At 65.8% G+C, this 14,228-nt stretch carries 12 protein-coding genes; 5 read left to right on the forward strand and 7 right to left on the reverse strand.

All coding sequences use genetic code 11. The features are described from left to right. The first annotated feature begins 128 nt into the window (after positions 1–128). On the forward strand, positions 129–854 hold the full coding sequence (locus CFB43_RS28845) for a ZIP family metal transporter (protein WP_089497544.1): 726 nt from the start codon (positions 129–131) through the stop codon (positions 852–854). 22 nt (positions 855–876) lie between these two features. On the opposite strand, the gene CFB43_RS28850 is transcribed toward CFB43_RS28845, so the two are convergent. Continuing rightward, positions 877–1,380, reverse strand: a complete 504-nt coding sequence (locus CFB43_RS28850; protein WP_089497545.1) for a hypothetical protein — start codon at positions 1,378–1,380, stop codon at positions 877–879. A gap of 65 nt (positions 1,381–1,445) precedes the next feature. Next, positions 1,446–1,721 carry a DUF4148 domain-containing protein gene (locus CFB43_RS28855; protein WP_089497546.1) on the reverse strand — a complete coding sequence of 92 codons (276 nt, stop codon included), beginning with the start codon at positions 1,719–1,721 and terminating at the stop codon, positions 1,446–1,448. A 316-nt stretch (positions 1,722–2,037) separates the two neighbouring features. Here CFB43_RS28855 and CFB43_RS28860 point away from each other — a divergent pair, with 316 nt between their 5' ends. Both CFB43_RS28860 and CFB43_RS28870 read left to right on the forward strand, forming a co-directional pair. Continuing rightward, on the forward strand, positions 2,038–3,198 hold the full coding sequence (locus CFB43_RS28860; protein WP_089498181.1) for a porin: 1,161 nt from the start codon (positions 2,038–2,040) through the stop codon (positions 3,196–3,198). Positions 3,199–3,948: 750 nt separating this feature from the next. Then, positions 3,949–4,236 carry a DUF4148 domain-containing protein gene (locus tag CFB43_RS28870; protein ID WP_089432253.1) on the forward strand — a complete coding sequence of 96 codons (288 nt, stop codon included), beginning with the start codon at positions 3,949–3,951 and terminating at the stop codon, positions 4,234–4,236. Positions 4,237–4,339: 103 nt separating this feature from the next. Here CFB43_RS28870 and CFB43_RS28875 read toward each other — a convergent pair whose 3' ends face one another. From CFB43_RS28875 to CFB43_RS28895, 5 genes are all read right to left on the reverse strand, one after another. Further along, on the reverse strand, positions 4,340–5,740 hold the full coding sequence (locus CFB43_RS28875) for a heavy metal sensor histidine kinase (protein WP_089497547.1): 1,401 nt from the start codon (positions 5,738–5,740) through the stop codon (positions 4,340–4,342). Continuing rightward, positions 5,737–6,420, reverse strand: coding sequence for a heavy metal response regulator transcription factor IrlR (gene irlR / locus CFB43_RS28880; protein ID WP_089497548.1), 684 nt, complete (start codon positions 6,418–6,420; stop codon positions 5,737–5,739). The genes CFB43_RS28875 and irlR overlap by 4 nt, the downstream gene beginning before the upstream one ends. Then, positions 6,420–9,632 (reverse strand): efflux RND transporter permease subunit, encoded by a 3,213-nt coding sequence (locus tag CFB43_RS28885; RefSeq protein WP_089497549.1) that lies wholly within the window; start codon positions 9,630–9,632, stop codon positions 6,420–6,422. The genes irlR and CFB43_RS28885 overlap by 1 nt, the downstream gene beginning before the upstream one ends. A 125-nt stretch (positions 9,633–9,757) precedes the next feature. Then, the gene (locus CFB43_RS28890) at positions 9,758–11,233 is read right to left on the reverse strand and encodes an efflux RND transporter periplasmic adaptor subunit (protein WP_089497550.1); all 1,476 of its coding nucleotides are present in this window, start codon (positions 11,231–11,233) and stop codon (positions 9,758–9,760) included. Between the two features lie 34 nt (positions 11,234–11,267). Next, complete coding sequence (locus CFB43_RS28895) at positions 11,268–12,590, reverse strand: TolC family protein (protein WP_089497551.1); 1,323 nt, start codon at positions 12,588–12,590, stop codon at positions 11,268–11,270. Between the two features lie 399 nt (positions 12,591–12,989). Here CFB43_RS28895 and CFB43_RS28900 point away from each other — a divergent pair, with 399 nt between their 5' ends. Beyond that, the gene (locus CFB43_RS28900; RefSeq protein WP_089497552.1) at positions 12,990–13,706 is read left to right on the forward strand and encodes a M35 family metallo-endopeptidase; all 717 of its coding nucleotides are present in this window, start codon (positions 12,990–12,992) and stop codon (positions 13,704–13,706) included. 15 nt (positions 13,707–13,721) lie between these two features. Next, positions 13,722–14,171, forward strand: coding sequence for an OmpA family protein (locus tag CFB43_RS28905; protein ID WP_089497553.1), 450 nt, complete (start codon positions 13,722–13,724; stop codon positions 14,169–14,171). Positions 14,172–14,228 lie beyond the last annotated feature (57 nt).

The following is a 14,228-nucleotide window of genomic DNA, read 5'->3' on the forward strand; positions in this document are numbered from 1 at the left end:
GCGGCTTCAAGGTGTTCAATCCCCGGTTGGTGCCGGGGTGACGCCCGGCGTGTACGAGCCACCCGTATCGCGCAGCGGGCCGCCAGACGCTGAGCCCGCTGCGGTACGCCAACCGTCCGAGAGGCCTCATGACACCGACCGCGAAGCTCGCGCTGCTCACGTTACCGCCCTTGCTGGCGGCCTGCTTCGGCGCCCTCGCGGCCGCCTGGCGCGCACCCGGCCCGAAAACGTCGAGCGTCATCCAGCATTTCACCGGCGGCATCGTGTTCGCGGCCGCCGCGCTCGAACTGCTGCCGCAGGACCGCGCGCATGCGCTGTTTCCGGTCGTCGTCGGCTTCGTGCTCGGCATCGCGCTGATGCTCGCGATCCGTGCGCTGTCCGGTGCGATCGAGACGCGCTTCGAGGAAGCGCGGCTGCCCGTGAGCCTGATCATCGTCACCGCGATCGACCTCGTCATCGACGGCCTCGTGCTCGGCATCGCGTTCTCGGCCAGCGACGAAAGCGGCATCATCCTGACCGTCGCATTGACGCTCGAGGTGCTGTTCCTCGCGCTGTCGGTCAGCGCCGCGCTCGCGGCCGCCGGCATCGGCCGCCTGCTGTCGATCGTCGTACCGGTCGGGCTCGCGGCGCTGCTGAGCATCGCGGCCGTAGCCGGTAACGCGGCATTCGCCGGACTCCCATCCCATATCTACGCAGCGCTGCTCGGGCTGGGCACCGTCGCGCTGCTGTACCTCGTCACCGAAGAACTGCTGGTCGAAGCGCACGAAGTACCCGAAACGCCGTTCGCGACCGCCGCGTTCTTCATCGGCTTCATCGTGTTCTTTCTGATCGAAGGATCGGTGAAGGCAGGATAAGTCGGACGCGGCGGCGCGCCGGCTACCACGTCGTCGCGCCCGTCGGATACGGTTCGACGATGCGCGTACCGTTGACGGGCGTCACGCCTTCGTTGCGCAGCGCGGCCCACAGGTCGATCGCATGTTCGCGCGACTTGCGGCTGCCGTCGTCGGTCAGCACGTTCAGCGCGATCACTTCGTCGCGTGTCGTCAGTTGCAGTTGCTCCTTCAGCTTGCGTGACTGATGCGACGCGGTGCGGACGTCGCCGAGTACGATCCGCTGCTCGGCGACAGTCGATTCGCCGCCTGCATCCGCCGGCACGAACGTCAGCCGGCCGTTGTCGACCTCGCATTGCCCGCGCGTGAACGTCGCGCTCCACTCGCCGGCCGGCACGGCCGCGAACTCGCAGCGCATCCGCTCGTTCGCGCGCCGGCCCACGTCATGCACCGACGCGTGCGACAACGCACGTTCCGGCCAGCCGGCCGCCATTGCGGCCGTCGACATCAGGCACGCCGCGAGCACGATTCCTTTCGCGAAATGGCGCATGGCACTCTCCTCTTCGTGTGGGGTGCGGCCGACGGGCACCGCGCCGGCCGGCCGCGAATGAACGATCAGCGAACCGCAAAACGGTTGTCGTGCGCATCGACGAGCGGCGCCCTCTCCCCGCGATGCACGGTCGCGCGATGGATCTCCTGGTTGCGCGCGACGGCGGCCGGGCTCGCCGGGTAGTCGTGATTCGGGCTCGGAATCACGCCGTCGTGGCGCGCACGCACCAGTTCCTGACGGACCTCCTGCCGGGTCTTCTGCTGCGCGGCCGCTGCCTGAGACAAGGCCGCCATCGACAGTGCGGCAGCGGCGACGACGATCATCGGTCGCGGAATGTTCATGTTGTTCGCTCCTTGCTTGGAAATCCGAGACGGGAGCGCTCACTTTGAGCCGGCCGCGGTGCGGAATCGTGATCGCAGCATGACGGTTTCGTCACCACCGCGACATTCCTGTATCGCACTGCGAATGAAAATGCGTGACGCGTTTGCGCACGCATGACGCGCCGATGACATTTTTCTCATTTGTCCCTCACCTTCACGATCCGAACGCTTTCCAGAATCGGCAGCGCCATCGCGACATTCGGCGCCTGCCTGCACCATGCGCGGCACGGAATCGACCGATGCACGAAACGATCATCTTGAATTCCAGGGGAACACCATGAAAACTCCAGTTCGGCTCGCCATGATGTCGGGTGCGCTGCTCGCGACCGCTCACGCGGCACATGCAGCGGAAGTCACGTTATACGGCCTGTTCGATACGTCGCTGACGTATGTATGGAACGCCAACGCGGACGGCAAGAATCTCGTCGGCCTCGGCAACGGCAATCTGCTCGGCAACCGCTTCGGCGTGAAAGGTACGGAAGATCTGGGCGGCGGGCTGAAGGCGATCTTCGCGCTGGAAAACGGCTTCAATCCGAACACCGGCGCGCTCGGGCAAGGCAACCGGATGTTCGGCCGGCAGGCATTCGTCGGCCTCGACAGCGCGCGCTGGGGCACGCTGACGCTCGGCCGCCAGTACGACGCGCTCGCGGATGTCGCGTGGCCGGTCACCGGCGACTTCTACTTCGGCAGCGTCTACGCGACACCCGGCGACGTCGACAACTACGACACGTCGTCGCGCACCGACAACGCGGTGAAATACACGTCGCCCGTGATCAACGGACTCCAGTTCGTCGGCATGGTCGCGCTCGGCGGCGTGGCCGGCAAGAGCGGCGCCGGGCAAACCTGGTCGGCCGGCCTGTCGTACAGCAACGGCCCGGTCGACGCGGCGGGCGGCTATTACTACGCGGCCAATCGCTCGTCACTCGCCAACGGCATCCGCACCGGCTGGAATGGCACATCCGACGGCACGTTCGACGGGTCGCTGGTCAACGGCGGCTATATCTCCGCGAAATCGATCGGCATCGCGCGCGGCGCATTGCGCTACAACTTCGCGCCGTTCGCGGTCGGCATCGACTACAGCAACGCGCTGTACAAGGCCGATGCGATGTCCGCGTTTCGCAGCACGCAGAAGTACGACACCGCGCGCGGCTTCTTCAACTATCAGGCGACACCCAGCCTGCTCGTCGGCGTCGGCTACAGCTACACGCGTGCCCGTGGCGACACGAGCGCGACCTACCATCAGGTGTCCGCCGGTGCCGACTACGTGCTGTCGAAGCGCACCGACCTCTACGCTGTGGGCGCATGGCAACGCGCGAACGGCGAACAGCGCACGCTCGATGGCGGCACGCAAACGGCGCAGGCGTCGATCGGGTCGTACGGTTATGGCGGAACGCGCACGCAGGGCATCGTCAATCTCGGGTTGCGCCACCGGTTCTGATCGCGGCTACCATACGCGCGCCGCGTGACGAAAATTTCATGTTCCGATCAGGTTCGCGAAGCGTCGCATCGCTACGATCGGAAGCGTGACGGGCAGCGCCCGTTCCAGACCACGCAAGCGAGTCGCTGCCGCACGGCACGTCACGCGTTAGGCCCGGACACGTCGAGTGCCGGGCCCTTTTTTTGATCGCGCGCCGACGATCAGGGCGTTGAATTGCGCTGCGGAAACAGGCAGTTATGCGTCTTCACGTACAAGTTCGGATTGCCGCAGCGATGCCCGGCGTAATCGATCTGCTCGCCAGGCATGAGGTCGGCCGGCACCGGCCTTTTTGTCGCGGTAGCAGGCGCGGTCTGCGCAGTGGGCGTAGTGCCGGAGCGTATCGATGTGCAGCCCGCGAACAACGGGACGATCAGGACTGCGATCAAGGTGAGGCGAATGGCGGGACGAGGCACTTTTCAAGTCCGGTGTGAAAGTCAGAACAAGGCCGCCCGCGTTCCATACAGCTATCGCGAACGGCATGAATGCCGCCGGCCACGTCGACCATCGGCAGACTTCATGTTCCGCTTCCCGCTCATCGCACCCATGACGCGAACATGACGAATGCGTCATGCCGGTCGCGTCCGAACGGCGCCTCGCCACCTCACGCAATCTGACGCATTTTTCATCTCGCGATCACGATCACGCACGGCTGTTTTCGCATACTGGGTCCATGGTTCGCCACCCGGCGGCCCTGATCAAGGAGAGCACTCGATGAAAACCGCAAAACTCGCTGCACTGTTCGTCACCGCCACGCTGTCGCTCGGCATGGCCACGCAGGCCGCCTTCGCGCAGACGCAAACGCAGGGCAAGACCCGCACGCAGGTCGTCAATGAACTGAAGCAGGCACAGCACGATGGCGTCGTGCCGGTGAGCAAGACGCAGTACCCGCCGACCGGCGAACTCGTCGCGCGCAACAAGGAGCTGCACGGGATTTCGGTGCATGGCGGCGAGAAGAAGCCGCAGCCCGACAACCACGACAACCTGACCGCGCAGAAATGACGCCCGGTCAACCGAGCGCGGGCAGCACGCCGCGCGCGGCCGCCTCATGGCGAACGCGCGGGCATGCCCGCCGGCGGTGTCAGGTAGGGAGGGCCGCCGGCCGTTACAGCTCGGCCGGCCGGCGCGGAAAGCGCAGCCAGAACGTCGTGCGCCGGCCCGGGTCGCTGTCGACGCCGCATTCGCCGCCGTGGTTGTCCATGATCGAGCGGACGATCGCGAGCCCCAGCCCCGTCCCTTGCGCCGAATTGTGCCGGGACGGATCGACGCGATAGAAGCGCTCGAAGATCCTTCCAACATGCTGGGCCTCGATGCCGGGCCCCGTATCCGACACGGCGATCGTCGTCGCCCCGCCCTGCTCCACGCAATCGATCGTCACGATGCTGCCGCGCGGCGCGTAGGCCAGCGCATTCGACAGCAGGTTGCTCAGCGCGCGCTGGTACAGCGTCAGATCCGCATCGACCCACGCATGGCCGTCGACCTTCACCGTCACGCCGGCATCCTCCGCCAGCGGCTCGTAGTAGCCCGCGACGCGCCCCGCTTCTTCCGACGCATCCAGGCGCCGCACACTGATCGACGTGCCGGCCTGTTCCGAACGCGCCAGGAACAGCATGTCCTCGATCATCCGCGACAACCGCTGGTATTCGTCGATGCTCGACTCGATCACGTTCCGGTATTCGTCCGCGCTGCGCGGCTGCGACAGCACGACCTGCGCGGCCGCCTGCAGGTTCGTGAGCGGCGTGCGCATGTCGTGCGCGAGATTCGACGAGAACTGGCTCAGCCGCGTGAACGATTCGTTCAACCGTTCGAGCATGCCGTTGAACGCGTGCTCGAGCTCCTTCAGCTCGCCGGCCGTATCGAGCGCCGGCAGCGGATGGGCGAGCCGGCTCGTCGACATCTGTTCGGCGCGCGCCGCGAACCGCCGCAGCGGGCTCAGCCCGAGCGCCGCGATGCCGTATGCGATCGCCGCCGCGAGCACCACGCCGAACACCTCGATCACGACGATCGTATAAGCGTGCGTGCGCAGCAGCAGCACGTCGGCGCTGCGGTCGTACTGCACCACGACGCGCACCACGGGCGCGCCTGCACCGGCAAGCGGCACATTCGTCACCAGATACTGCTGCCGTGCGCCCGGCGGCGCGACGCCGACCGGCACGCGCCCTGCATTCAGCGACATCAGCGGCGCAACGAGGCGGAAGCCGGGCGTGCCGACCAGGCGCGCACCCGTGGCGTCGAAGATCGCGAGATCCATGTTCGGATGACCATGCAACTGGTCGATCCAGATGTCGGTGTTGCGCGCGACGTCGGCGGTCGAGCGTGCTTCGGCCAGATGCGCGCCCAACGCGGCGGAGATGCCGGCCATCTGCTCGGCCGCCGCGGTTTCGACGCGATTGCTCAGCGCCTCGTACAGCGCGACGCCGCTCGACGCGAGGATCACCGACGTCGACAGGATGATCAGCGCGGTCAGGCGTCCGCGCAGCGTGCGCGGCAACAGGCGCGCGATCACGTCGCGCTGCCGCCGCGCGCCTCGAGCACGTAGCCCATGCCGCGCACGGTGTGGATCAGCTTCGGGTCGTATGCATCGTCGATCTTCGAGCGCAGGCGCCGGATCGCCGAATCGACGACGTTCGTGTCGCTGTTGAAATTCATGTCCCACACCTGCGACGCGATCGTCGCGCGCGGCAGGATCTCGCCCTCGCGGCGCATCAGCAGCCACAGCAGCGCGAACTCCTTCGCGGTCAGCAGGATCGTGTCGCCCTGCCGGGTGGCCTTGCGGCGGGTGAGATCGAGTTCGAGGTCGGCCACCCGTAGCGTGTTCGAATCGCGCGGCTGGCCGCGCCGCAGGATCGACTTGATGCGGGCGGTCAGCTCGACGAAGTCGAACGGCTTCGCGAGATAGTCGTCGGCGCCGAGCTCGAGGCCCTTCACGCGATCGCCGACATCGTCGCGCGCGGTCAGGAACAGCACGGGCGTCGACTTGCTGCGCCGCAGGTTCTGCAGCAGCGTCCAGCCGTCCTGCCCGGGCAGCATCACGTCGAGCACGAGCAGGTCGTATTCCTCGGTCTCGGCCTGATGCTGGCCCGTGATGCCGTCCTCGACCCAGTCGACGACATAGCCGGCCTCGGTCAACCCCTTGCGCAGGTACGCGCCCGTCTTCGGTTCATCCTCGACAATCAGAATTCGCATCACGCATTACCCTTGAAGAAACCCAGCCGGCGCAGCACGCCCGAGCCGAAGCCGCCGCGCAACGCCGCGCGCCACGACACCGCATGGCTGACACGGTACAGCACCGGCAGCACCAGCAGCGTCAGCGCCGTGGACGACAGGATACCGCCGATCACGACCGTCGCGAGCGGGCGCTGCACCTCGGCGCCGGTGCCGGTCGCGAACGCCATCGGCAGAAAGCCCAGCGACGCGACGAGCGCGGTCATCAGCACCGGCCGCAGCCGCGTGAGCGCGCCTTCGCGCACGGCGGCCTCGAGCGGCATCCCTTCGTCGCGCAGGTTGCGGATGAACGAGATCATCACGAGCCCGTTGAGCACGGCGACGCCGGACAGCGCGATGAAGCCGACCGCCGCCGTGATCGACAGCGGAATCCCGCGCAGCCATAGCGACACGACGCCGCCGCTCAGCGCGAACGGAATGCCGGTGAACACGAGCAGCCCGTCCTTCACGTTGTTGAACATCACGAACAGCAGCACGAACACCATGAACAGCGCAAGCGGCACGACCAGCTTCAGGCGCTCGCTCGCGCTCTGCAGCTGCTCGAACTGACCGCCCCACGACACCCAGTAGCCGGCCGGCACGCGCACGTCCTGCTGCAGTTGCTCGCGTGCGTCGGCGACGAACGACCCGACGTCGCGCCCGCGCACGTTCGCGCTGACGACCACGCGCCGCTTGCCGTCCTCGCGGCTGATCTGGTTCGGGCCCGGCGCGACGTCGATCGTCGCCAGTTCCGCGAGCGGCACGTACGGCGCCGCCGCGAGCGGTGCGCTGGCGCCGGCCGCCGGTGCGGGCAACGCGATCGGCAGCCGCTTGATCGCCTCGATGTCCGAGCGCAGCTCGTCGGGCAGCCGCACGACGATGTCGAAGCGCCGGTCGCCCTGGAACAGCGTGCCGGCCTTCTGCCCGCCGACGGCCGCGGCCACCGAGTCCTGCAGGTCCGCCACGCTCACGCCGTAGCGCGCGAGCTTGTCGCGATCGAGGTTGACGGTCAGCACCGGCAGGCCGGTGGTCTGCTCGACCTTCACCTCGGACGCGCCCGGCACCTTCTGCAGCGTGGCCGCGATCTGCTCGCCGGTCTGGTTCAGCACGGCCATGTCGTCGCCGAAGATCTTCACGGCGACGTCGCTGCGCACGCCCGAGATCAGTTCGTTGAAACGCAGCTGGATCGGCTGCGAGAACTCGTACGCGTTGCCCGGCAGTTCGGCGAGCGCTTCCTCGATCTCGCGCACGAGCTGGTCGCGCGGCTTCTTCGGGTCGGGCCACTGGTCGGCCGGCTTCAGCATGATGTAGCCGTCCGACAGGTTCGGCGGCATCGGGTCGGCCGCGATCTCGGCCGTGCCGGTGCGCGCGAACACGCGCTCGATCTCGGGGAAGCGCGTCTTCAGCGTCTTCTCGATCGCCTTCTGCATCTCGACCGACTGCGACAGGCTCGTGCCGGGAATCCGCAAGGCGGCCACGGCCAGGTCGCCTTCGTTGAGGCTCGGGATGAACTCGCTGCCGAGCCGCGTGGCCAGCCCGAGCGTGGCGAGCACGATCACGCCCGCGCCGATCATCACGCGCGCCGGGCGCGTCATGAATGCGGCGAGCGCCGGCTCGTACGCGCGCCGCGCCCAGCCCATCAGCCGGTTCTCCTTCTCCTCGACACGCTCGCCGATGAACAGCGCGACGGCCGCCGGAATGAACGTGACGGTCAGCACCATCGCGGCCGCGAGCGCCATCACGACGGTAATGGCCATCGGGTGGAACATCTTGCCTTCGACACCTGTGAGCGCAAAGATCGGCAGGTACACGACCATGATGATCAGTTGCCCGAAGATCAGCGCGCGACGCGCTTCCTGCGATGCGCCGAACACTTCCGCGAAGCGCTCGTCGCGTGTCAGGGGCCGGCCGGCAGCGCCCTGCGCATGCGCGAGCCGTCTCACGCAGTTCTCGACGATCACCACCGCGCCGTCGACGATGATCCCGAAGTCGAGCGCGCCGAGGCTCATCAGGTTCGCGCTCACCTTCGCGTTCACCATGCCGGTGAAGGTCATCAGCATCGACAGCGGGATCACGAGCGCGGTGATCAGCGCCGCGCGCATGTTACCGAGGAACAGGAACAGCACGGCGATCACGAGAATCGCGCCTTCCAGCAGGTTCTTCTTCACCGTCGCGACGGCCTTCTCGACGAGCACGGTGCGGTCGTACACGGGGATCGCCTTCACGCCGGACGGCAGCGTGCGGTTCACGTCCTCCATCTTCGCGGCGACAGCCTTCGCGACCGTGCGGCTGTTCTCGCCCATCAGCATGAAGACCGTGCCGAGCACGACCTCCTCGCCATCCGACGTCGCCGCGCCGGTGCGCAGCTCGCGGCCGATGTCGACCAGCCCGACGTCCTTCATCCGCACCGGCACGCCGCCGACGTTGGTCAGCACGATGCTGGCGATGTCGTCGACGGTGCGCGCCTGGCCCGGCACACGCACCAGATACTGCTCGCCGCGCTTCTCGATGTAGCCGGCGCCGACGTTGTCGTTGTTGCGCTCCAGCGCGCGCACGATGTCGGCGAGCGTCAGCCCGTACGACATCAGCTTTGCCGGGTTCGGCGCGACACGGTATTCCTTCACGTAGCCGCCGATCGAGTTGACCTCGGTCACGCCGCGCACGTTGCGAAGCTGCGGCCGGACGACCCAGTCCTGCAGCTCGCGCAGGTCGGCCGCCGTATAGCGCGTGCCGTCGGGCTTGCGCGCGTTGGCGTCGGCTTCGACGGTCCACAGGTAGATCTCGCCTAGGCCCGTCGATGTCGGCCCCATTGCGGGCGTGATACCGGCCGGCAGCTTGTCTTTCGCTTCCTGAATGCGCTCGTTGACGAGCTGTCGCGCGAAATAGATGTCGGTGCCGTCCTTGAAGATCACCGTGACCTGCGACAGCCCGTAGCGCGAGATCGAGCGCGTCTGCTCGAGGCCCGGCAGGCCGGCCATCACGGTCTCGACCGGATAGGTGATGCGCTGCTCGGCCTCCAGCGGCGAATAGCCGGGCGCGGCCGTGTTGATCTGGACCTGCACGTTGGTGATGTCGGGCACCGCGTCGATCGGCAGCTTCTGGTAGCTGAACACGCCCAGCGCGGCCACGGCCGCGATCGCCAGCATCACGAGCCAGCGGTGCGCAATCGCAAAGCGGATCAGGCGCTCAAACATGACGGGATTCCTTGAAACGGGGTACGGTCACCTTCGATGGACGAGCCGCCCGGCCGGTCACCCGGCGGGCCGGAAAGCGGGCCGCATAGCGGGCCGCGAGGCGTGCAACGGCACACACGTAGCGCTCATTCATGTTCCGCGCTCCCCTTGCCGAGTTCCGCCTTCAGCACGAAGCTGTTCGACGCCGCGTATTCCTGGCCCGGCTTGAGCCCCTTCAGCACTTCGGTCGCGCGTTCGTCGCGGCGGCCCGTTTCGACGGCCTGGGCAACGAAACCCTTCGACGAGCGCACGAAGACGGACGGTGCGCCGTCGACGTCCTGCAGCGCGTCGCTCGCGACCGCGAGCGGCACATTCTGCTTGCCCGCGTCGACCGACACGTTCACGAACATCCCGGGCCGCCACACGCCGTCCGGGTTCGGCAGCACGACGCGCGCCGGCGCGGTGCGCGTCTGTTCGCCGAGCAGCGACCCGACGTACGCGATCGGGCCGCTCGAGCGCGATTCGAACGCGGTCGCGATGACCGTCGCATCGCGACCGACCCGCACGTCGTTCAAGCGCTGCGCCGGCACGGCCATCTCGGCCCATACCGTCGAGAGATCAGAGATCACGAACATGCTGGCATCGGCGGCGATCGCTTCGCCGGGCGTCGCGTGCTTCTCGACGATCGTGCCCGCGAACGGCGCGCGCAGTTCGTAGCGGTTCAGCGCGCCCGCGCCGACCGGCGCGTTCAGCGCGGCGAGCTTCTGTCGCGCGTTCTGCACGGCGATCTCGGCTTCACGCAACTGCACCTGCGCCTGCTGGTAGTCCTGCTCGGCCGAGATGCGCTCCTTCCACAGCGTGCGCTCGCGCTCGTAGGTCGCGCGGGCGCCCGACAACCGGCGCTCGGCCGTCAGCAGCTCGCTGCGCCGGTCTGCAAGGTCGGTACTCGCGATCACGGCCAGCACCTGCCCCTTCGCAACGTTCTGCCCGAGCGACACCGACACCTGCTCGACGATGCCGGCCACGCGCGGCACCACGTGCGCGGTGCGATCCTCGTTGAACTTGATCTCGCCCGGCAACTGGAACGGCGTCGCGATCTTCGCGGGGCCGGCCTTCGCCAGCGCGATCTTCGAGGTCGCGAGCTGTGCGTCGGTCAACGCAATCGCGCCGTCGGCGCGCGCGAACGGGAACGACGCCGATTCATTGCCCGCCTTCACGTCGATCGTCGCGTCGAACACGTGCGGCTTGCCGATCGACTGGGCGGATACGAACTTCTGGCCGGCCGCGTCGAAACGCAACGGCTCGTGCGTGCGGTCGTAGCGAACCAGCGTGCCGGACACGGTGACGCCCTTGTCAGCCGGCTTGCCGTCGACGAACGGATAGACGATCAGGCGCGCGTCGCCGGGCTTTTCCGTCATCACGATTTCGACGGACAGCTTGCCGCGCTTGAGCACGATGCCGCCGCGCTCGCCGGTGGCTTCGGTGGATGAAGCGGCAACGGCCGCCGCCGATGCGGCCGCGCCGTTGCCGCCGCCGTTGCGTGTGACGCCGAGTGCGCCGATGACGATCCCGGCACTGCCGAGCACGACCGCCGCGATGATCAGGATTCTGCTGCGTGACATGATGATCCTTCAGGTAAAAGAGGCGTCCGTTGCGCTATCGCGCGACCGGTGCAAGAGGCGCGAGCGGCGTTCCGACGAGCCGGCCGATGTCGGCGCGAGCCGTATGGGCATCGGCGAGCGCACGCACGTATTGCGACTGGCCCTGGAACAGCGTGCGCTGCGCGTCGAGCACGTCGAGGAAGCTGAACTTCCCGAGCTCGTAGCCGCGCGACATCGCATCGAGAGCCAGGCGCGCGGCCGGCAGGATGTCGGCCTTCAGCCGCTGCGCTTCCTGCGCGGCGGCTTCGAAATTCGCGTATGCCTGCGTGAGGTCCAGCCGCAGCCGCGTGCGTTCGCGATCGAGATCGGCATTCGCGCGCGCGGCCTTGTGCGTCGCCTCGAGCAGCGCGCCCTTGTTCGTGTTGAACAGCGGAATCGGGATCGACACACCGACCACCGCCTGGTTGTCCGGCACGCCGCCCGTGGTCACGCGTTTCACGCCGGCACTGATCGTCACGTCCGGAATGCGCCGCGCGCGTTCGAGCGACACGGCCGCGTTCGAGCGCAGCATCTCGGCGCGTGCGATCCGTGCCAGCGGAGCGTCATCGAGCTGCGCGGTCAGCGCGGACAGTTGCTCGACCGGCGGCACGGCTTCCAGATCGCCCTGCACGGCAAGCCCGCCATCGCGTGCTTCACCCATCACCGCGTTCAACTTCTCGCGCGCGACGTCGACACGGCCGCGCGCCGTCACGACTTCGATCTGCACGCCGGCCGCCGCCACGTGCGCCTTGGTCGCCTCGACCGGCGAGACCTTGCCGGCCTGCGCCCGGCGGCTCGCGAGATCCGCGGAGCGCGCGGCGATCGCGGCCGATTCCTCGGTCACCTGAAGCTGGCGCTGCGCGGCGAGCAGCCCGTAGAACGCGGCGATCACGTCGGCGCGCACGACGGCGCCCTGCTCGTCGAGCGATGCATTGGCCGCTTCCCTGCCGTACGACGCGACATCGAGCCGCGCGCTGCGCTTGCCGCCGAGTTCGATCGTCTGGTTGATCAACGCGGTCGACGTGCGTTCGGCGCGGCGAAACCCTTCCTGCAGGAACGACACTTCGGGATTGGGACGCGCGCCGGCCTGCATCAGTGCACCGGCCGACGCATCGACGTCCGCGCGCGCGCCGCGCAGCGCCGGATTGTTCCGGGCCGCGACCGATAGCGCATCGGCAAGCGTCAATGAGTTGGAAGGGAGAGCATCGGGGGGCGGTGCGCTGATCGGCGCGACGCTGCCGGAGGCAGACGGGGCCGGCCCCGGCGACAGCGGCGGCTGCGCATGAGCCGTCGCGGCCATCGCGAAGACGATGGCCACGGCGAGGTTGAGCTTGAGCATGTTCGGTTCTGCGGTAACGGTTCGCGACCGATGCTACGGTCCGGCCGCAGTGCGAACATGAGGCGAAGATGATATTTCCGTCATGTTTGGGGGCGTGGTACTCGCCGAGCCGGCGGACATATCGTCCCTGATAGTCAACTGCCGCTACGCCTGCGCGCCCACGAACGATCCAACAACGTCGTCAAAGTTAATCGGACTCGTCGCATCCCGTCCGACCATTCACTTCGGCCACGTCAAACAAATTGTCAGCATTCCAAAATTTAGAACTAGTTCTATAGACATCTTCACTTAAAAATATGACTGTTCAGGGTTCCGGCAGCATGACCGCAACCATGCCGCTCCATGACTTCATGGTCGTGCGCCCCCCCTTGAAACCCTACACAACGAGACTTCACATCAATGAACGACTTCTTCCGCCGAGACGAGTACGAATTCGATGCTGACGACGATAAAGAATGGTTTATTGTTCACTCCGGGGCCGTCACCAATACAAATCCGGGTTCGATGGTTCATGTTTACATCAATACGACCCCCATCTGCCCTAACATGACCAACAGAGAATTTCGAATTATGGTCGCGCGACTTATTAAATGGTCCATAATTCTAGTGGACCAAAGGATCGCCGATCTGAAGCAATATGACGAAAGAACCAGAGAAAGAATGATCTATTGGTTCAATCGATGCAATGAGAATACAAGACAATATCTCATCAATGGCTTCTCACGACAGCTCTCCGTTCTTAAAACACTAACGCCACACAACTTCGTTCGATCTGATCCGAACCTCGATAGAATGTTAGGTTGCGTCCCGAACATGGGTGACATTGACAACGAGGCCGCTCATGTTTGCGGGCCTAACACGGAGCGCAGGCTTATAAGTATCGCCGCGAAATTTTGCACCGGCTTGCGCGATCAGAATATGTACGGAGATTCTCGCCTATCTACGCTCATTCACGAAGTAACACATTTCGTTGACACCTTCGGCAGCTGCGACACTCGTTACGGGCTCGACCCCACATCAGCCGCATGGGCAAGAGCCAATCCCGAACTGGCATTGAGAAATGCGGATACACTCACCGGATTCGTGATCTACGGCGAAGATTTATTTTCAGAGTAAGGAGCCGGAATCAGCATGAGAATTTTTGTCTCGACACTAATCGCACCCATCGCAACGTTGTTCTTTTTTTCCATGAATGCTGCAGCAGAATGCCAGGGATCACAAAATCTGCCGTCACAACAATTTTTCGTGACCTTCTCAGCCAATAGTCACGAAGTCTCGAAATCCGAACGGATGCGAATTGAACGATGGGTCTCGACAATGAACGCAAAATATCCGATTCAAAACTGGATCGACATCATTGGCAGTGCATCAAGAAATGAAATTGGCGCCGATCAACTTGCAACGAAACGTGCTTCCGCGACGGCGAAGGTGGTCATAGACGGTGGCCTGATAAACGCGCCACTTCAGATAAAGACGCAAATTTATCCAGCCAATAGCACAACCGAGCCAACATCGGACGCCCGCGAGGTCACCGTTCAAGTGAGCCCCGGCTGCCCCGACAACTGTTGTACGGGCCATTGACATGAACGCCGCCGCGCTTGCGTTGAACCCCACACATCCAGCGCTTTCGTGCGACGG

It is taken from the genome of Burkholderia sp. AU15512, assembly GCF_002223325.1.
Lineage (GTDB): Bacteria > Pseudomonadota > Gammaproteobacteria > Burkholderiales > Burkholderiaceae > Burkholderia.